The 18,281-nt window shown below is 71.7% G+C and carries 17 protein-coding genes; 13 read left to right on the top strand and 4 right to left on the bottom strand.

Going from position 1 to position 18,281, the window contains the following annotated elements; all coding sequences use genetic code 11:
• Positions 1–402: 402 nt before the first annotated feature.
• From OG371_RS00945 to OG371_RS00990, 10 genes are all read left to right on the top strand, one after another.
• The gene (locus OG371_RS00945; protein WP_329064530.1) at positions 403–882 is read left to right on the top strand and encodes a hypothetical protein; all 480 of its coding nucleotides are present in this window, start codon (positions 403–405) and stop codon (positions 880–882) included.
• 75 nt (positions 883–957) lie between these two features.
• Positions 958–2,277, top strand: a complete 1,320-nt coding sequence (locus OG371_RS00950) for a lysine N(6)-hydroxylase/L-ornithine N(5)-oxygenase family protein (protein ID WP_329064532.1) — start codon at positions 958–960, stop codon at positions 2,275–2,277.
• On the top strand, positions 2,274–3,626 hold the full coding sequence (locus OG371_RS00955; RefSeq protein ID WP_329064534.1) for a diaminobutyrate--2-oxoglutarate transaminase family protein: 1,353 nt from the start codon (positions 2,274–2,276) through the stop codon (positions 3,624–3,626). The genes OG371_RS00950 and OG371_RS00955 overlap by 4 nt, the downstream gene beginning before the upstream one ends.
• A gap of 20 nt (positions 3,627–3,646) precedes the next feature.
• Entirely contained in the window at positions 3,647–4,000 is a 354-nt protein-coding gene (locus OG371_RS00960; RefSeq protein WP_329064536.1) for a cupin domain-containing protein, read from the top strand.
• Complete coding sequence (locus tag OG371_RS00965) at positions 3,997–5,127, top strand: NAD(P)/FAD-dependent oxidoreductase (RefSeq protein ID WP_329064538.1); 1,131 nt, start codon at positions 3,997–3,999, stop codon at positions 5,125–5,127. Before OG371_RS00960 ends, OG371_RS00965 begins: the two co-directional genes overlap by 4 nt.
• Before the next feature lie 19 nt (positions 5,128–5,146).
• Positions 5,147–5,782 (top strand): serine O-acetyltransferase EpsC, encoded by a 636-nt coding sequence (epsC, locus tag OG371_RS00970; protein ID WP_329064539.1) that lies wholly within the window; start codon positions 5,147–5,149, stop codon positions 5,780–5,782.
• Positions 5,779–7,404, top strand: coding sequence for a class I tRNA ligase family protein (locus tag OG371_RS00975; protein ID WP_329064541.1), 1,626 nt, complete (start codon positions 5,779–5,781; stop codon positions 7,402–7,404). Before epsC ends, OG371_RS00975 begins: the two co-directional genes overlap by 4 nt.
• On the top strand, positions 7,397–8,674 hold the full coding sequence (locus OG371_RS00980; RefSeq protein WP_329064543.1) for a hypothetical protein: 1,278 nt from the start codon (positions 7,397–7,399) through the stop codon (positions 8,672–8,674). Before OG371_RS00975 ends, OG371_RS00980 begins: the two co-directional genes overlap by 8 nt.
• Positions 8,646–9,383: a hypothetical protein gene (locus OG371_RS00985; RefSeq protein ID WP_329064546.1), complete on the top strand. Its 738-nt coding sequence runs from the start codon at positions 8,646–8,648 to the stop codon at positions 9,381–9,383. Before OG371_RS00980 ends, OG371_RS00985 begins: the two co-directional genes overlap by 29 nt.
• 18 nt (positions 9,384–9,401) lie before the next feature.
• Entirely contained in the window at positions 9,402–9,815 is a 414-nt protein-coding gene (locus tag OG371_RS00990) for a hypothetical protein (protein ID WP_329064549.1), read from the top strand.
• Between the two features lie 28 nt (positions 9,816–9,843).
• Here the strand turns inward: OG371_RS00990 and OG371_RS00995 are convergent, their stop codons facing one another.
• Together OG371_RS00995 and OG371_RS01000 are read right to left on the bottom strand one after the other, a co-directional pair.
• Positions 9,844–10,872 (bottom strand): alpha/beta fold hydrolase, encoded by a 1,029-nt coding sequence (locus tag OG371_RS00995; protein ID WP_329064551.1) that lies wholly within the window; start codon positions 10,870–10,872, stop codon positions 9,844–9,846.
• Between the two features lie 94 nt (positions 10,873–10,966).
• Positions 10,967–13,681 carry a helix-turn-helix transcriptional regulator gene (locus tag OG371_RS01000; RefSeq protein WP_329064553.1) on the bottom strand — a complete coding sequence of 905 codons (2,715 nt, stop codon included), beginning with the start codon at positions 13,679–13,681 and terminating at the stop codon, positions 10,967–10,969.
• A 115-nt stretch (positions 13,682–13,796) separates the two neighbouring features.
• Here OG371_RS01000 and OG371_RS01005 point away from each other — a divergent pair, with 115 nt between their 5' ends.
• The 3 genes from OG371_RS01005 to OG371_RS01015 all read left to right on the top strand — a co-directional run bounded on the left by OG371_RS01005 (position 13,797) and on the right by OG371_RS01015 (position 16,478).
• Positions 13,797–15,323 carry a tannase/feruloyl esterase family alpha/beta hydrolase gene (locus OG371_RS01005; RefSeq protein ID WP_329064555.1) on the top strand — a complete coding sequence of 509 codons (1,527 nt, stop codon included), beginning with the start codon at positions 13,797–13,799 and terminating at the stop codon, positions 15,321–15,323.
• Positions 15,324–15,433: 110 nt separating this feature from the next.
• The gene (locus OG371_RS01010; protein ID WP_329064558.1) at positions 15,434–15,907 is read left to right on the top strand and encodes a DUF6130 family protein; all 474 of its coding nucleotides are present in this window, start codon (positions 15,434–15,436) and stop codon (positions 15,905–15,907) included.
• Between the two features lie 91 nt (positions 15,908–15,998).
• Positions 15,999–16,478: an NUDIX hydrolase gene (locus tag OG371_RS01015; protein WP_329064560.1), complete on the top strand. Its 480-nt coding sequence runs from the start codon at positions 15,999–16,001 to the stop codon at positions 16,476–16,478.
• A 32-nt stretch (positions 16,479–16,510) separates the two neighbouring features.
• Here OG371_RS01015 and OG371_RS01020 read toward each other — a convergent pair whose 3' ends face one another.
• Positions 16,511–17,377, bottom strand: coding sequence for a bifunctional 5,10-methylenetetrahydrofolate dehydrogenase/5,10-methenyltetrahydrofolate cyclohydrolase (locus tag OG371_RS01020; RefSeq protein ID WP_329064562.1), 867 nt, complete (start codon positions 17,375–17,377; stop codon positions 16,511–16,513).
• A gap of 7 nt (positions 17,378–17,384) precedes the next feature.
• On the bottom strand, positions 17,385–18,251 hold the full coding sequence (folP, locus tag OG371_RS01025; protein WP_329072861.1) for a dihydropteroate synthase: 867 nt from the start codon (positions 18,249–18,251) through the stop codon (positions 17,385–17,387).
• Between the last annotated feature and the right edge of the window lie 30 nt (positions 18,252–18,281).

Below are 18,281 nucleotides of genomic sequence, written 5' to 3' on the forward strand. Positions count from 1 at the left end.
CGGCCGTGCAGTGTTGCTCATGCGCTCGTTCGCCTCCGAAATGCCCGGATCGTCGAAACGCGATTAATCGCGTTTGATTTCCCGAAGATCATTCTGCTACCCGCGGCGGATCCGCCGACGATCTTTTTTCCATCGCCCCTCAGCCCGCACAAAGTTCCCACCCCTGAACCATTGGCCGTCGCCCATCCTTGCCAGGCCCGGCCGGGCATGTCAAGCCCCGTCCGGTGATCGGAATTCACTCCACAATCACTTCGATAAATGTCGTTACGTCACCGGACGAATACCCGCAACCACCCGGCCCAACCCCTAGACTGTCCGAGTGAACCCCAATCCGTCCGCTTGAAAGGATCAAGTGTGCCTGGCTAGCCTGGCGAAGCAGGCAGGGGGAAGGTGTGCTTTCTGATGTTCGATTATCGGGCTCCGGACGTGATCGACAGTCCGGCCATTCGGTCCATCGCGGTGCAGGACAATGGTGCATACCGTAATAGCACTGGATATTATCTTACCTTCTTTCGCGACTTCCCGCGAACTTCATTGGTGGCCACCGACGGGAAGCGGCCGATCGGCTTCGTCATCGGGTACCGCCGTCCGGCCGAACCCGGCGACTACGTGATCGCCCAGCACGCCCTGCTCCCGGACTTCGACACGGTCGAGGCCAGGACGTCGCTGCTGACCACGGCGATCCGCGGGCAGGTCCGCGCCGGCGCCCGGCGCGTGGAGCTGGCCGTACCCGACCGCGACCGGACCACCCTGGCCGCCCTCGAGCGGGTCGCCGAAGAGCAGGGCGCACGGGTGGAAACCGCCGGACGGCCGGCGACGACCGCCGGGCCACCCGATTGTTCACTTTTTCTACTGGGGCCGTTCACGCCCGCAGCCAACTGATCACGAACCAGGATTCCACCCGAGCACGCCGGCGCCGCAGTGCGTGCTGCCCTTTTTTCGGCATCAATCCGATTGGTGACAAAGACAGTGGATGTAGACGTCCTTGGTATTGGATTCGGTCCGGCCAACATCGCGACCGCGATAGCGATCGAGGAACTCGGCGTCGATGTCTCGGCGGTCTTCCTCGAACGCCGCCCGGGCCCCAGCTGGCAATCCGCGATGATGCTGGACGGGAGCGACATCCAGCACAACGCGGTCCGGGACCTCGCGTTGCCGCGAAACCCACGCAGCCGCTACACGTTCCTCAACTATCTCTTCGAGCACGAGCGGCTGTTCGAGTACCTCAACGTCGGGCTGCCGTTCCCGCTGCGCAAGGACTACGCGCGTTACGTGATCTGGGCGGCCGAGCAGTTCGCCGGCCAGGTCCGTTACGGCAGCTCGGTCACGACCCTGGACACGGTCACCGAAGCGGGCGAAGACCTCGTCGAAGCGACGCTGGCCGACGGTTCGGTGATCCGGGCGCGCGCCGCCGTCGTCGCGCCGGGCCGGGCCCCGCGCATTCCCGCCGTTTTCCAGGGCGTCGATGACCCGCGGGTGTTCCACCTGACCGACTACCTCAACCGGGTCGGCGAGCTGGCCAGGATCGAGCGGCCCCGGGTGGCCGTGATCGGCGGGAGTCAGAGCGCGGTGGAGCTCACCATCGACCTGAACAAACGGCTGCAGTACGTGCCGGGTGCCGAGGTGCACAACATCATGCGCGGCTTCGGGTACCGGCAGAAGGACCTCAGCCCGTTCACCAACGAGGTCTTCTACCCCAGCTTCATCGACTACTTCTACGACAGCAGCGAGCAGTCCAAGCGAGAGCTCTCCGAGGAGCTGCGCTTCACCAACTACTCGGCCGCCGACAGCGACGTGATCCAGGCGCTGTACACCACGATGTACGAGCAGGGCCTCGACGGCGACAACCGGATCAAGCTGGTGCGCAACACGGCGATCGAGTCCTGCGCGGTCGAGCCGGACGGGATCACGCTGCGGCTGCGCGAGGTGCACCGCGGCACCGTCGACCAGGAGCGCTTCGACGCGATCGTGCTCGCCACCGGCTTCGTCGACCTGACCGACGTGCAGGGCGAGCAGTTCCTGCCCACGGTGCTGTCCGGGATCGCGCCGAAGGTGGGACGCACCGAGTCCGGGCACGCCATGGTCGGGCGCGAGTACGAGCTCGGCGCCGCGCCGGGCGGCACGCTGCCCCCGATCTACCTCAACGGGCTCTGCGAGACGACCCACGGCCTCGGCGACGCCGGCTCGTTCAGCCTGCTTTCGCTGCGCGCGACGACCATCGCCGAAAGCCTCGCGAAGGTCTTCACCTCGCTCAAAACGACCGCGGCGGGGGCATGAGCACCTCACTCGGCGCCGGCCTGCGGCCGGACGTGCGCACCGCGATCCCCGGCCCCAAATCGGCGGAACTGCTGGCACGGCAGGAGGAGCGCGAGTCCAACGCCCGCTCGTACCCGCGGCGGCTGCCGGTCGCGCTCGAACGGGGCCTGGGCGCCTACGTGGAAGACGTGGACGGCAACGTCTTCCTCGACTTCCTGGCCGGCGCCGGCGTGCTCGCCCTCGGGCACAGCCATCCCGAGGTAGTCGCCGCAGTCGAGGAACAGCTGGGCAAGCTGGTGCACGGCCTGGACCTGCCGACGCCGATCAAGGACCGGTTCACCGAAGCGCACCTGGCGCTGCTGCCCGAATCCATGCGGTCCACCACCAAAATCCACTTCTGCGGGCCGACCGGCGCCAACGCGGTGGAGGCGGCGCTCAAGCTGTGCAAGTCCCACACCGGGCGCTCGGACATCATCTCGTTCCAGGGCGGCTTCCACGGCTCGACGCACGGCGCGATGGCCGTCACCGGGCTGGTCGGGCCGAAGGCGGCGGTGCCCGGCGGGATGCCGGGCGCGCACTTCTTCCCGTACTCCCACTGTTTCCGGTGCCCGCTGGGGCTGACGCCCACCAGCTGTGACACGAATTGCGCCACATATCTGGAAAACAGCCTCCGCGACACCCACGGCGGGATCCCGAAGCCGGCCGCTGTGCTGCTGGAGCTGGTGCAGGGCGAAGGCGGCGTGATCCCGGCGACGCAGGCGTTCGCCACCAGGGTCGCCCGGCTGGCGCGCGAGCTGGACGTGCCGCTGATCGTCGACGAGATCCAGACCGGCTACGGCCGCACCGGCTCGTGGTTCGCCTTCGAGCGGTACGGGCTGGAGCCGGACGTGGTGCTCGCGTCCAAGGCGGCGGGCGGCATCGGCCTGCCGATTTCGGTGATGTTCTACCACCGGCGGCTCGACACCTGGAGCGCCGGCGCGCACATCGGCACCTTCCGCGGGCACCAGCTCGCCTTCGCCGCCAGCGTGGCCGCGCTCGAGGTGATGCGACGGGACGACGTGCTGGGCAACGTCGCCGCCCGCGCCGAGCAGCTGCGCGCGGGCCTGGACTCGCTCGCGCTGAGGCATCCGGAAATCGGGGACGTGCGGGGCGTCGGGCTGATGCTCGGGATGGAGATCGTCGACCCGCTGACCGGTGCGCCCGACCCGGCGCGAGCGGCGGCGATCCAGCAGGCCGCACTGCGGCTGGGGCTGATCGTCGAACTCGGCGGACGCGGCGACGCGGTCGTGCGGCTGCTGCCGCCGCTCACGATCGACCACGAAACCGCCGGGCTCGCGCTGGAGATCCTGACCGAAGCCGTAGCCGGCTGACCGCCGAGAGGAAACACCCGATGCTGATCGACAACCGGGCGGACCTGACCTTCCAACCGGACTACAACGTGCACGCCCAGCGGCTCACCCGGCTGCAGGACGAACCCTACGAAGGCGGCGCCTGGGTCCGGGTGGCCCCCGGCGACACGATGACCGAGCACGTGAACCCCGGCGGCGAGACCGAGATCTTCTACTTCCTCGAAGGCACCGGCCGGATGACGGTCGGGGACGACACCACGACCGTGGGCCGCGGCGACACCGTGCTCATCCCGCCGGACACGAAACACGTGCTGGTCAACGAAAGCGACGCACCGCTGCTGGCGCTGGCCCTGTGGTGGGGCGGGGAAACCCACGTCCGGACCGCGGTCTCGTGACCACAGCCGACGTGGTGGTGGCCGGCGGCGGGGTGATCGGCGCGAGCATCGCGTTCCACCTCGCCGGCCAGGGCATCCGCGTGGTGGTCTGCGATCAGGGGAATGGCTCGACTCCCCGGTCGGCGGGCCAGGTGCGGCTGACCCACAGCGACCCCGCCGACCTGCGGCTCGCCGCGCTCAGCCTGCCGGTGTTCGAGCAGTGGGCGGAACGGGTCGGCGGCGACTGCGGCTTCCGGGCCACCGGGTTCGCGCTGCTGGTCGACGAGGACTACCGCTCGGTGGCCGCGACTTCGGTGAAGGAGCTGGACGTCCTCGGCATCGAGGCGCGGCTGCTCGAACCCGGCGAGTACGCGCGGCAGCGGCCGGGCCTGCGGTACGACGGCGTCGCCGCGGTACTGGTCGAACCGCGCTCCGGCTACGCGGATCCCGTGGCGACCACCCAGTCGTTGCTGGACCGAGCGGTTGATCTTGGGGCGCAGGTGCGCACCGGCACGCGGGTGGAGAGCCTGGTCGTTTCCGGCGATTCGGTGCGGGGCGTGCGGACCGCGACCGGGGAGATCTCGGCGGCGGAGGTGGTCCTGGCCACCAACGCCTGGGGCGCCGGGCTGCTCGCCGCGACCGGCGTGACCGTCCCGCTTTCCACCGGGCGCGTCGGCTGGGCCGCGGTGGACGGTGTCGGCCTGCCGGGGGTGGACGTCACGATCGACGACACGATCGGCACGTACTTCCGGCCCTGGGGCGACCACGGAGTGCTGTACCGCGTGCCGATGAACGAACGCGGCGGCTCGCCGGACACGCCGTCCGGCCCGGTGCGCACCGACCACGCTCGAACCCTTGTGGCGCAACGCATTCCGGCGCTTGCGGACCGTGACGTCACGGCGACGGGGTCGGCATGGGAGTCCTACACCCCGGACGGCAAACCCGTGCTCGGCCGGGCCGGGCCCGGCGGGGTCTACCTGGCGCTGGGGCCCTCGGGCGGCGGCTTCAAGGCGGCGCCCGCGATCGGCCGCGCGGTGGCCGCCGAGCTGAGTGGCGACGGGCCGGCCGGCGAACTCGATCCGTACCGGTTCGCCCGCTTCTCCGGGGACGAGCACCGGCCGGTCGCCCGACGCTATCGGCACATGTGACGCAGAAAGGAGGGCCGCGGTGAAGAGATTCCCCGGCCGGGCAGCGCTGGCGCGAGCCCGCGAAGACATCGAGGTGGTCCGGGCGAAGGACCCGGCCGTGACCTCGACCTGGGAGGTGCTGCTGTACCCGCACCTGCACGCGCTGTGGCTGCACCGGCTCGCGTACCGGCTCTACCGGCGGCGGCGGTTCGCGCCGGCGCGGGCGATCGCGTTGTTCGCCAGGGCCGTCTCGGGCATCGACATCCATCCCGGCGCCCGAATCGGCCGCCGGTTCTTCATCGACCACGGCGCCGGGGTGGTGATCGGGGAAACGGCAGAGATCGGCGACGACGTGATGCTCTACCACCTGGTCACCCTCGGCTCGGTGGGCTGGTGGCGGGACTTCGCCCGGACCAAGGGCGCCAAACGCCACCCGACGCTCGGCGACGGCGTGGTGCTCGGCACCGCCGCCACGATCCTGGGCCCGGTGGTGGTCGGCTCGGGCAGCATCGTCGGCGCGCACGCCGTGGTCCTGCGGTCGCTGCCGGAACAGTCGCGGGTGGCGCCCGGACATGTGGTCCGCCGCGAGGCCGTGGCCGGGGACGAAAAGGTCCCGGCCGAGGAAACCTGGTACTCCGCCGACGAGATCGACGCGCACGAGGAGGCACGGAAGTGACCACGAGGACCGGCCGGGTGCTGATCACCTGCGCACCCCCGAACCCCAACGGCGACCTGCACCTCGGGCACCTGTCCGGGCCGTTCTTCGGCGCGGACGTGCTGCGGCGGTACCTGATCGCCCGCGGCGCCTCGGTCAGCTACGTCAGCTACACCGACGACCACTCGTGCTACATCCCGCGCCGCGGCGCGGAAATCGGCTACCCGGCGCACGAAACGGCGCTGCGGTACACCCGCCGGATCGAGCAGTCGCTCGCGCTGGCGGGCATGCTCCCCGACTACTACGAGCACCCGCACCGCGAGCCCGTGCACAACGAGGTCGTGCGGCGCGAGTTCGGCAAGCTCTGGGCCGCTGGCATGATCGAGGAACAGGAGCTGCCCACGGCGTACTGCGAGCCCTGCGGCGCCTACCGCTACGAGGCCCAGCTGCGCGGCCTGTGCCGGTTCTGCGAATCGCCGTCCGACGGCACGTATTGCGAGGAATGCGGGCTGCCGCAAGATGTCGAGGGGCTGCACGAGGCGAAGTGCACCACCTGCGGCACCCTGGCGACCACCCGGCTGTCCCGGCGGCTGGTGTTCCCGCTCGCCCGCTGGGCCGGTCAGCTTTCGGCGCTGTACGACGAACGGCCGTGGCGCCGCCGGGTGCTGGACTACTGCGAGAAGCTGGTCGCGGCCGGGCTCCCGGACGTCCCGATCAGCCGCATCGACTCGTACGGCATCGAGGTGCCGCTGCCCGGCTGGGAGGGGCACATCCTCGACACCTGGTTCAGCGGGATTTTCGGTTACATGGCGGCGACTGAGGCGTACGCGGCCGCGCTCGGCACGCCCGAACTCGCCGAGGAGCTGTGGACCGACCCGGACACCACGCTGGTGCATTTCATCGGGTTCGACTGCTCGTTCTCCCACGCGGCGCTGTGGCCCGCGCTGCTGCTGGCGCTGGGCCGGCCGGTGCTGCCGGAGCACGTGATCTCGAACGAGTTCTACGCACTCGAAGGCGGTAAGTTCTCCACCAGCCGTGGCTGGGCCATCTGGGCCTCGGACTTTCTGCGCGAAGTGCCGGCCGACGCGGCGCGGTTCCACCTCGCGCTGACCAACCCGGAAACCGAGCGGACCGACTTCCGCCGCACCGAGTTCGACCACACCCTGCACACGGTGCTCGGCTCCCAACTCGACGGCTGGACCGGCGCGGTGCTCGCCGGCCTGGCCGCCGAATGCGACTCGACCGTGCCCGCTTCGCGCGCGCCCGAACCCCGGGCCCGTGCGGCCGCCCTCACGGAGAAAGTGGCCGCAGCACTGGAACCCGACGTGTTCCTGCCCCGCTCGGCGGCGTCCGCCATCGCCGAAACGGTGGCCTGGGCTGCTGAGGATCTCCGGACTGCCGCGCCCGAGCTTTCCGTGGTGCTCGCCGGTCACGCCGAACTGCTGGCCACGCTCGCCGCCGTGGCCGCGCCCCTGCTGCCGGACTGGTCCCGGCGAGTGGCCGGGCTCTTCGCCCTGCCCACCATCGGACTGGACGAACTCCCGGCCTGGCCGTCGGACGGCGTGGCGGTGCTGGCAGCCGGTCAGCGCGTCGGGACGGGGTACCAGAAGATCTTCGCTGCCCGGTCCGACGTCGGTGGCTGAGCCCACGCCCCGCGGCGCCGCCGCGTCGCTGGCCCTGGCCGCCGGCGTGGTCGGGGTCGGTGCCCTGTTCCTGCCGTGGCTCGCCGTGGCGCGCGACGGCTGGGTTTCGGTTGGGGCGTGGGGGTTTCATGTCGTTGTCGGCGGGCTGTTGGTGGTCGCGCTTGGCGCTCGGGAGGACTCGGGCGAGCGGGCTGGCGGTCTCGCTCGTGCCCGGCAGAGCTCTGGCGAGCGGGCTGGCTCCGTACCGCTCGCCGCTGCGCGGCAGGACTCGGCCGAGCAGGCCAGCAGCGGATCGGTCGGCCATGTTCGACAGGACTCGGCCGAGCAGGCTGACTCCGGCCTGCTCGACGTGGCCCGGCGGGCGGTGCCGCGCTACTACCTGCTCGGCGTGAGTGTGGGGCAGGCTGTGGTCGCGTCGCTGGCGGGCGGTTTCCTGGCCACCGCTGTCGGCGCGCCCGGCTCCTGGCCGGTGTTCGCGCTCGTCGTGCTGGTGCCCGCCGCCGTAGCCGGTGCTGCCGAGTGGCGGGGTCCGGCATGGACCTCATATGCGATGTTCGCCGTGATCGTGGTGGTGGCAGGGATCGCGGCCGCCAGTGGTGGGGTCGCGGCGGGTCCGGATTCGGTCGCGGGTGTGGGGCGGGCGGCGTTCCTCGTGTTGTTCGCGTTTGTCGGCTGGGAGGGTGCCGCTCGGCTACGCGGCGCGCGGATCGGCTGGCTGCTGGGCGGTGTGGCACTGGTCGGAGTGGTATACGTCGGCTTGGCCCTGTTCGCCGCGAGCACCAGCACCGGGGCGAGTGCGGGACTGCCGTTCTCGCTCGCCCCGTTCGGCCACGACGCACTCGGCCGTTCCGTCGCCGCGCTGGCCGGAGTGGTCTGCGCTGTAGCCTGCGCCCGCAACTTCGCGCTGGTAAAAACTCTTGGCGGCCAGCAATTTACCCATCTCAAAAGTCCACTATGGATGGTCGTGCCAGCCGCCATCGCCGCAGCCGGAGTGCTCCTGCTGACCGCCCACCTGGTCCGTCTCGAAGACCTGCTGAGCGTCCCCAACGCCATGGCGCTCGCCGTCTTCGCCACCGCAGCCGCAGGCGTACTCACCACCGGCAGAACCGCCGCCCGGCTCGCCGCCGGGGCCGCGCTGCTCGGTTACGCGTTGCTGATCCCGTTCGCCGGCCTCGCTCTCGCGTGGCCGGCCGCAGTGCTGCTCGCCACCGCGTTCGCCCGCTACGCAAGGAGGAATTCCGGTGCCCCTCATCAGCTCCGGCGCTTATGACCGGTTCAGCGCCACCGCCGGCGGCCCGGCCGCGACCGAGTACGGACTGGACAGCGTGCAGCCGTTCGCGGTGCTGCGCGAGGTCACCCGGCCGTTGCAGCCGGTTCCGCTGACCTTCGCCGCCACCGGCGCGCCGGTCGGGCTTGATCTGGCCGACGTCCACCTGTCCCGGCAGTGCCGCGCGATGATGCGCCGGACCGCCGATCCCGAGCTGCCCATGCACGTGCTGGCGTGGTGGTGGGACCTCGGCGGCGGCGGTCCCCACGTCGTCGGCGCGCGCGATGAAGCCGAGGAAAAGCTGTGGTCGCTGGAGGTCGACGCGGAGGGCACCCGAACCTCGCACGCCGATCTCCGGCTCGTGCCGCCCCGCGAACTCGTCGCGGGTGTTGCGGTGCGGGTGATCCTGTGGCAGACGCCGGGGGTCCCCGCGGCCCAGGTCACCGAAGAGGTCGAGGAGGCCATGCGGCACACCAAGCTCAACGGGATGCTCGACCTGTTGCGCGGCCTGTCGGGCACCTCGATGCACACCGTCGGCCTCGTGCGGGAAGCCGCGGGGGCGCTCGGCGGGGAGATCGCCCCGGTGCTGCGCGGGCTCTGCACCGACTACCTGGACTTCTACGAAGGCCTGTACCCGGTCGCGGACCTCACCGAGCCCGAGTGGGCGGTCCGGGGTTTCCACAGTGGACTGCGGATCCGCCGCACCAGCTGAGCACCCCACGGAGCAGTGATGCGCTTTTCCAAACTCCGCGCCGAAGGCCACAGCCACATCGTGGTCAACACCATCGACTGCCCCCACGACGACTGGAAACGGCTGGCGGCGATGTTCTGCGCCGAGTCGTCCGGCGTATCCGGCGACGGGTTCGCCGTGCTCTCCCACCGCGGCCGCGCGGCCTTCGACCTGCTGTGTTTCGAACCGGACGGCACCCCCGCCGAAACCGACGCGCCCCCGGCCGCCTGCGCGGCCCTGTCGATCCGCCGCCGCTACGGCTACCAACGCGCGCTGCTGCACAGCAACGGACGCGCGTACTCGACGCAGGTAACCGGGGAAACCGTGTCCCTCCAGCCGTGGCCGGCGGGGGAAAGCGCATCGCTGCGGAAAGTCCGGGTCACCTACCTGCTCGAAGGCGAGCTGATCGGCTGACCGTCGGCCCCTCGCTTGCCGCACAACCTCAGAGCTTCGCGACATCCATGATCGCCGTGGCGAACGACTGCGGCGCCTCCTGCGGCACGTTGTGCCCGATGCCGTCGAGGATCCGGTGCTCGTACTTGCCGGTGAAGCGGGCGCGGTAGGCCTTGCCGTCCTTGGCGGCCCCGTCGAAGTCGCTGGACAGGGTGATCGACGGGACGCCGATGGTCGCGCCGGCGGCGAGTTTCTGTTCGTACGCCTCGTAGTGCGGCTCCCCCGGCGCGAGGCTCAGCCGCCAGCGGTAGTTGTGGATGACGATGGCGACGTGGTCCGGGTTGTCGAACGCGGCGGCGCTGCGGTCGTACGTCGCGTCGTCGAAGTTCCACGCCGGGGACGCCGTTTTCCAGATCAGCTTGTTGAAGTCGTGACGGTTCGCCGCGTAGCCCGCGCGGCCGCGTTCGGTCGCGAAGTAGTATTGGTACCACCAGCCCAGCTCGGCGGCCGGGGCCAGCGGCTGCTGGTTCGCCTTGAGGTCGGTGACGATGTACCCGCTGACCGGGACGAGGGCCTGGCACCGCTCGGGCCACAGCGCCGCGATGACAGCGGCGGTCCTTGAACCCCAGTCGTACCCACCGAGAATCGCCTTGCCGATCTTGAGCGTGTCCATCAGGGCCACCACGTCGAGCGCGACGGCCGTCTGCTGTCCATTGCGGACCGTGGCCGCCGACTTGAAGACCGTCGGGCCGTACCCGCGCAGGAACGGAACGATCACCCGGAAGCCCGCGGCGGCAAGCAGCGGCGCGACATCCGCGTAGCTGTACGGGTCGTACGGCCAGCCGTGCAGCAGCACCACCGGCTGCCCGCCTGCCGGGCCGAACTCGGCGTACGCCATGGACACCGCGCCGGCGTCGGCCTGCTTGATCGGGCCCAGCGAGGTGTTCTTGCCCGAGCCCGCGCGCAGCCCGGCACCAACCGGCGCGACGGCCGCGGGAGCCGACGACGAGCAGGCGGCCAGTGAGGTCGCCGCCACGCCGGCCGCGAACGCCTGGGTGAATCGTCTCCTGCTGATCATCTGATGCTCCTGTGCGAAAAGACCGTGGGACGGCCTCGACGCTAAGGAGCCCGGCCCGCCGCCCGCGCCCGTCGGATGACGCACCCGGTGTAAGTCAGTCCCGGCGGGCCTGCAACGCACCGGCCAGTTCGGCGCGGGAGGTCACGCCGAGCTTCGGGAAGATCCGGTGCAGGTGGGTGCCGACGGTCCGGTGCGAGAGGTAGAGCCGCTGCCCGATCTCCCGGTTCGTCAGCCCTTCGGCGGCCAGCTGCGCGATGCCCAGCTCGTGCGGGGTCAGCTTCTCCCGCGCGTCCGGGCCCCGGTTCGGGCTCGATTCGCCGGCGCTGCGCAACTCCCGCCGGGCGCGCTCGGCCCAGGCGTTCAGGCCGAGCGCGTCGAAGGTCTCCCGGGCCGTACGCAGGTGGGCGCGAGACTCGACGACCCGGCGCTGCCGCCGCAGCCATTCGCCGAATGCCAGGTGGACGCGCCCGCGTTCGGCCGGCCAGCCGCTCAGGTCCGCCCGCAATGCCGCCGTGAACCGGTCTTCGGCGGATTCGACCGGCGCGAGCACGGCCCGCGCGTACCGCAGCCCGATGTGCAGCGCCGGTGACGGCGTCGCGGCGGCCAGCGGCTCCAGTTCGGCCAGGATTTCCCGCATCGCGTCCGCTTCCCCGGCCCGAACGGCGGCCTCGGTCAGCTCCGCGACGCAGTACGCGCGCAGGGCCAGCTGATACGCCGGGTCGGCGGGATCGAACAGCCGGCGCAGGTCGGCGAACGCGTCCTCGAACCGGCCCTCGCCCAGCGCCAGCAGCCCGCGCGCGAGCTGGACGGTGGCCAGCACCGGCCGGGCCCCGGCCGCGAGCCCGGCGCGTTCGGCCTCGTCGGCCAGCGCGTTCGCCTGCTTGGGCTCACCGCGCAGGGCGGCGATCTCGGCCTGCACGGCCAGCGCCAGCCCGCCCATGAACGGCTGGCCCGTCTCCCGCGCGAGGCGGACGGCCTCCGCGGCGGCCGGCGCCGCCCCGGCCAGGTCGCCGAGCCGGGCCCGGCTCCACGCCTGGACGGCCAGCGCCCGCGGCAGCAGCCCGAGCCGGCCCTGGGCGCGCAGGCCCGGCGCCGCGGCCATCGCGAAGCGCGCGGCCAGGTCGAACGCGCCCACCTGCAAGGACGCGCTGGCCAGGTATCGGTCGACCTCCGGATCGGCCCCGGCCACCCGGGCGAAGGCCCGCAGCCGCTCGAGCACGACCGCACCCCGTTCGAAGGGCGCGACGTACGCGGCGACGGCGACCAGGCGTGGATCGTCGTCCGGGACGGGCAGCCGGTCGGCCACGCCGAGCAGCGTCCGGCGCGCATCCGGACCGGGCTCAGCCCAGAAGCAGCGCATCGCGGCGCCCCACAGGACCCGCATGGCCGCGCCGTCCTGCCCGTCGTCGGCGACCGACGCGGCGAGCGCGGCCAGCTCCCCGATCCGGGCGGGGTCCTCGCGGACACCGTCCTCGAAGCCGCTGAGCACCTGGCTCGCGAAAGCGTTGCGGCGGGCGGAAAGCGGCCCGCCCCGGGCGTCGCGTACCAGTCGCTCGGCCGTCTCCCTGCGGCCGGACTCGACCGCCAGTCCGGCCGCCCGCAACAGCCGGTCCGCCCGTGCGCCCGGGTCTTCGCTGAGCCGCGCCGCCTGCTCCAGCGCCGCGATCGCGGCCGCGGCCCCGCCCCGGTGCCGGGCCCGCTCGGCGGCCGATTCCAGCGCTGTGGCAACGGTTTCGTCCGGGCCGGCGGTCGCCCTCGCCTGGTGCCAGGCCTGCCGGTCCGGCTGGTCTCGCAGCGTCTCGGCCAGCGCGAGCTGTGCCCGCCGCCGCTCGCCGAGCGCCGCGGCCGCCGGAATGGCCGAGCGCATCAGCGGGTGCCGGAAGCTCACGCAGCCGGCCCCGAGCTCGACCAGACGGGCGTCGACGGCGGGGGTCAGCACCTCGGGCTCGATCGGCGTGCCGAGCAGGATCGCCGTCGCCGCAAGGTTTTCGGCGATCGAGCCGGCCTCGTTGAGCGCGGCGACCAGCAGGACGGCCCGGGTGGCCGCCGGCAGCGCCGCGACCCGGGCGGTGAACGCGCGGGCCAGCCGCTCGGTCAGCGGCAGGACCGGGTCGAGAGCGTCGAGGTCCGCGACGGCCGAGGGCAGTTCGGTCAGGGCGAGCGGGAGACCCGCGGCCTCGGCGAGCAGCCGGGCCCGGACCGCCGGGTCGAGCCGGGGCGCCACCGAGTCCAGCAGTTCCGCGGCGACGTCACCGCGGAGGCGGTCGAGCGGCATCGGCGACAGACCGGCGTCGAGCAGCGGTGATTCAGCACCGTCGCGAAGGGTGGCGATCAGGACAACCGGCTCGGCCTCGATCCGCCGGGCCACGAAGGCCAGGACGTCGGCGCTGGCGCGGTCCAGCCAGTGCACGTCCTCGGCGACGACCAGCACCGGTTTCCCGGCGGCCTCGTCGGTCAGCAGGGTCAGCGCGGCGAGCCCGACCAGGTAGGCGCTGGGCTCCGGCCCGTCCGCGAGCCCGAGCGCGGTCCCGACGGCGGCCCGCTGCGGCGCGGGCAGCCCGGCCACACCCGCGCGGACGGGGTGGAGCAGCTGGTGCAGCCCGGCGTAGGCGAGATCCTGCTCGGCCTCGGCGCCGGTCGTCCGCAGCACCCGCAGGCCCGCGACCGAGGCGGCCGCGGCGGCCGCGGCGACGAGGGCCGACTTCCCGATCCCGGCTTCACCCCGGATGAGGACGCCGCCGCGCCCTTCGGGGCCGTCGACGAGCTCGGTCAGGTCCTTCAGCTCGGCGTCCCGCCCGTACAGCTTCATGATCGGCGACGATACCGGCCGGACGACGTACGGCGGCGACGTCGTCCGACGGTCGCGAAGACTCCACCCCTGCGGCTTGGCTTCAAGGGAAAGCGACCCTCCACAAAGGAAATCGATGAGACACCCACGAAAACTCCTGACGGCGCTCCCGCTCGCGGCGCTGCTGGTGACCGCCGTCGTCCAGCTCGCCCCCGGCGCGTCGGCGGCCGGGCCCGCCTGCGCCGCTGTCCCCGTCTCCGCCCCGGCCGGCGCGAAGATCGAGTCGGTGCTGGCCGAGGCGAAGACCGGGGAGCCCGCGTATTGCGCGATGACCGTCACGCTCACCCACCCGGGGGCCGGCGACCACGTCAAGGTCGAGGTCGCGCTGCCAATGACCGGGTGGACCGGGCGGCTCCAGGCCGTCGGCGGGAGTGCGTACGCCGCCGGTGACTTCGGCGCGCCGCTGGTCCAGGCGGTCAAGGACGGCTACAGCGCGGTGACGACCGACGCCGGGGTGCTGTCCGAACTGGACACCTCGTGGGCGCTGACCGCGCCCGGGCAGGTCAACCGGCCGCTGCTGACGAACTTCGCCACCCGCTCGGTGCACGAGGCCGCGCTGATCGGCAAGGACGTCACACAGCGGTTCTACCAGCGGCCGGTGACGTACTCGTACTGGAACGGCTGCTCGACCGGCGGCCGCCAGGGTTATGCCGAGGCGCAGGACTACGCGGCCGACTTCGACGGGATCCTGGCCGACGCGCCGGCCGTGCACTGGGCCCAGTTCGCGGTGGCGACCCTCTGGCCGCAGACCGTGATGAACGCCGAGCACGACTTCCCGAGCAGCTGCGTGTTCACCGCGTTCCGGCAGGCCGCGATCAAGGCGTGCGACGCGCAGGACGGCGTCACGAACGGCGTCGTCGACCGGCCGGACGAGTGCGGCTACGACCCGCGTGGCCTGATCGGCGCGAAGGTCGTCTGCGAGGGCCGGGAAATCACCGTCACGGCAGCGGACGCCGAGGTGATGCGCAAGATCTGGGCCGGCCCGACCGACGAGCGTGGCCGGAAACTGTGGGACGGGCTCCCGAAGGGCGCGGACTCCAGCTGGCTGGCGGGCACCGGCGACAGCCCGTACGCGACTGGTTTCCCGGTCGCCGTCCAGTGGGTGCAGTCGTTCCTGGCGAAGGACCCCGGTTTCGACGTCTCGAAGCTCACTTACGCCCAGTTCGCTGCGGTGTTCCGCCAGTCGGTGCGGGAGTACGACGACGTGATCGGCACGGCCGACCCGGACCTCTCGGCGTTCCGGCGGGCTGGCGGCAAGCTGTTGAGTTGGGTCGGCACGGACGACCAGCTCATCCCGCCGCGCGGGACCCTGGCCTACCGCACGGCGGTCGAGCGCACGATGGGCGGCGCCCAGCGGGTGAACGACTTCTACCGGCTCTTCCTCGCTCCTGGCGTGGAGCATTGCGGCGGCGGAGTGGGCGCGGTGCCGTCGAATCCGCTGGGTGCGTTGGTCGATTGGGTTGAGCACGGCAAGGCGCCGGCGACGCTGGCGGCTGTGACTACGGATGGGAAGCAGGCTCGGGATCTGTGCGCGTATCCGCGGGTCTCGCGCTATACGGGACGCGGTGATCCGGCGGTTGCTTCCAGTTACCGCTGCCGCTGAGTCTGTGCCGTGCGTGGCGGCCTGGCACGCACGGCACTTCCCGGCGACCTACGGCAACGACGTCGCCCGACGGGCGCGAAGACGATCATCGTCGGCCTAGCTTCGCCTTCATGGTTCACTTCATCCGCACCGCTGTCCTCGGCGTCGTCGCCTCGACGGCGATCGCCTGTTCCGCGAGCGCCCCGGCTGCCTCTTCTGCCGCTGTGCCCACGCCGGCCGCGGATTGGCCGCCCGCCCCGGTCGTACCGCTGCCGTCAAAGCCGCCGCCTGCCCTCGTCGTCGACGCGCCGTTGCCGGACCAGCTGGCGATGGGCCTGGTCGTCGTCCGGTACCGGGCGGAGAACCTGCGGATCGTCCCGGTCTACGGCCCGGCTGCCCTGGACGTCTCCCCCCGGATCGGCCACATCCACGTCACCGTCGACGACGCGCCCTGGCACTGGGCCGACGCCAGCGGCGAACCGCTCGTCATCCAGTCCCTCCCGCCCGGCCCGCACAAGATCCGGATCGGCCTCGCCGACCCGACGCACAAGATCCTGGACAGCAAGACCATCAGCTTCGTGGTCCCCGCGGGCGGCCACCACTGAGTGGATGCAAGGGCATTACCGTTTACGTCGACGGGTCACGGTCCGTCCAGCCGCAAGCCCTCGCCACCGCGACCGCCAGCTGAGGAGACCCATGGCCGCCCCGCAGTACGCGTTCGACACCAAACACGACCGCTACCCGCTCGCCGTGCACGTCTTCCTTGTCCGGCAAGGGAAAATCCTCCTCATGCGGCGGGCTGGGAGCGGCTACGGAGACGGCCGGCTTGGCCTGCCGGCCGGGCACGTCGACCTCGGCGAGACCCCGACCGCCTGTGCCGTCCGCGAAATCGCCGAGGAGCTCGGCATCGTCCTGAACCCCGAGGACCTGCAGCCCGGAGGGACGATGTTCCGCAACTCCCAGGAACCACGCGTGGACCTCTTCTTCCACACCCGGTCGTGGGCCGGCACCCCGGAGATCCGCGAACCGCACAAGTGCACCGAACTCCTCTGGGCCGACCCGGCGCACCTTCCCGCGGACACGCTGGACTTCATCGCGGTGGCGTGGAACGACGCCCAGAACGGCCGCGGGCTACGGGAATTCGGCTTCACACCAAAAGCTCGTGAGTGTTCATGACGGTGAGAACCGTCCTGAACACTCACAAGGCGCTACCCGCTGGTCGTGGCCCGCTCGGCGGCGGCGATCACGTTGCGGAACAACATGGCCACAGTGGTGGGTCCGACGCCGCCGACTCGCGGCGTGATGGCGCTCGCCACTTCGGCGCACCGTTCATCGACGTCGGGCAGCAGCCGGCGGCCTTCGTACCGCACGCCGCCACCGATCACGACGGCTCCGGGTTTGACGTGCTCCGGCTGGATGATGCCGGGGACTCCGGCGGCGGCGATGAGGATATCCGCGCGCCTGGTGTGGTTCGCCCAGTCGGGCACACCACTGTGGACGACGGTGACCGCGGCGTTCGCCGTCGGGCGTTTCTGCGCGAGCAGCAGGGCGAGCGGGCGGCCGAGGGTGGCACCCCGCCCCAGGATCACGACGTCGCGCCCGGCCACGGGAACCTCGTGAAAGGCAAGGAGCCGCTCGATGCCCGCGGGCGTACAGGGAAGCGGCCCCGGCAGCCCGATCGCGAGCCGCCCCACGTTGACCGGGTGCATCCCGTCGACGTCCTTGTCCGGGTCCACAAGCGACAGTGCGGCGTCGTAGTCGAAGTGTCCTGGCACCGGGTACTGGATCAGGATCCCGTGCACGCCGGGGTCCGCGTTGTAGGCCAGGATCGCTTCCGCCAGCTCCTCCTGCTTTCCGGCCGCCGCGATGTGGGTGTGCGGTGAGCGGATGCCGAGCTCCGTGGCCTGCCGCTGCTTGATCCGGATGTAGCCCGCGCTCGCGTCGTCGTCACCGACCAGAATCGTGGCCAGGCTCGGCACGACGCCCCGCTCACGAAGGGCGGTGACTCTGGTCCGGACCTCGCCGAGGACGGCTTCGGCGACGGGCTTTCCAGGCAGCAGCCGGGCGGAGGGCATCAGGTGTTCACCTCGGGATCGGGCCGGTGACCGTTTCGTCAGGCCGGGGCGGAGTGGGCGCGGAGCGGAACATCGGTGACACACCGGCGGTTTCCCACGCGGCGAGCACCCGGAGCGCGGCGATCGTACCGGGAACGTCGTGGACCCGTAGGCAATCAGCACCGGCGAGAGCGGCGAGGACCGAGACGGCGGCGGTGGCGCCGTCCCGGTGCTCGGGTGGTGGCACCGCGTCGCCGTCCGCCAGCAGCCGACCGAGGAACGACTTGCGGGACGCCCCGATCAGCAGGGGCCGGCCGAGCTCGCGCAGCTCGTCGAGCCGGGCCAGAAGCTGCCAGTTGTGCGTGGGCGTCTTCGCGAAACCGAGGCCGGGATCGAGGATCACGCGGTCGGGATCGACACCGGCGGCCACGAGTGCGTCGAGGCGATGGAGAAGCTCGGTGCGCACGTCGGCGACGACGTCGCCGTAGCCGGCGAACCGGTGCATGTCCCGGCTGGGCGCCCGCCAGTGCGTGAGCACGTAAGGCACTCGCGCCGCGGCGACGCATCGGGCCATGTCCGGATCCCCGAGGCCGCCGCTGACGTCGTTGACGAGGACCGCGCCGGCTTCGAGTGCCGCTTCGGCCACCCGGGCCCGCATCGTGTCGATGCTGACGGGCACGCCGCGGGCGGCGAGTCCGCGGACCACCGGGAGCACGCGGCGCAGTTCCTCTCGAACCGGCACCGGCCGTGCGCCCGGCCGGGTCGACTCGCCGCCGATGTCGACTACGTCCGCGCCTTGGCCGGCGAGCACGAGCCCGTGTTCGACGGCTCGGGCGGGGACGAGGTACCGGCCGCCGTCGGAGAAGGAATCGGGGGTCACGTTGAGGACACCCATGACCAGGCAGCGATTGCGGATGGGCAGTCC

The organism is Amycolatopsis sp. NBC_01480 (assembly GCF_036227205.1).
Classification (GTDB): Bacteria; Actinomycetota; Actinomycetes; order Mycobacteriales; family Pseudonocardiaceae; genus Amycolatopsis.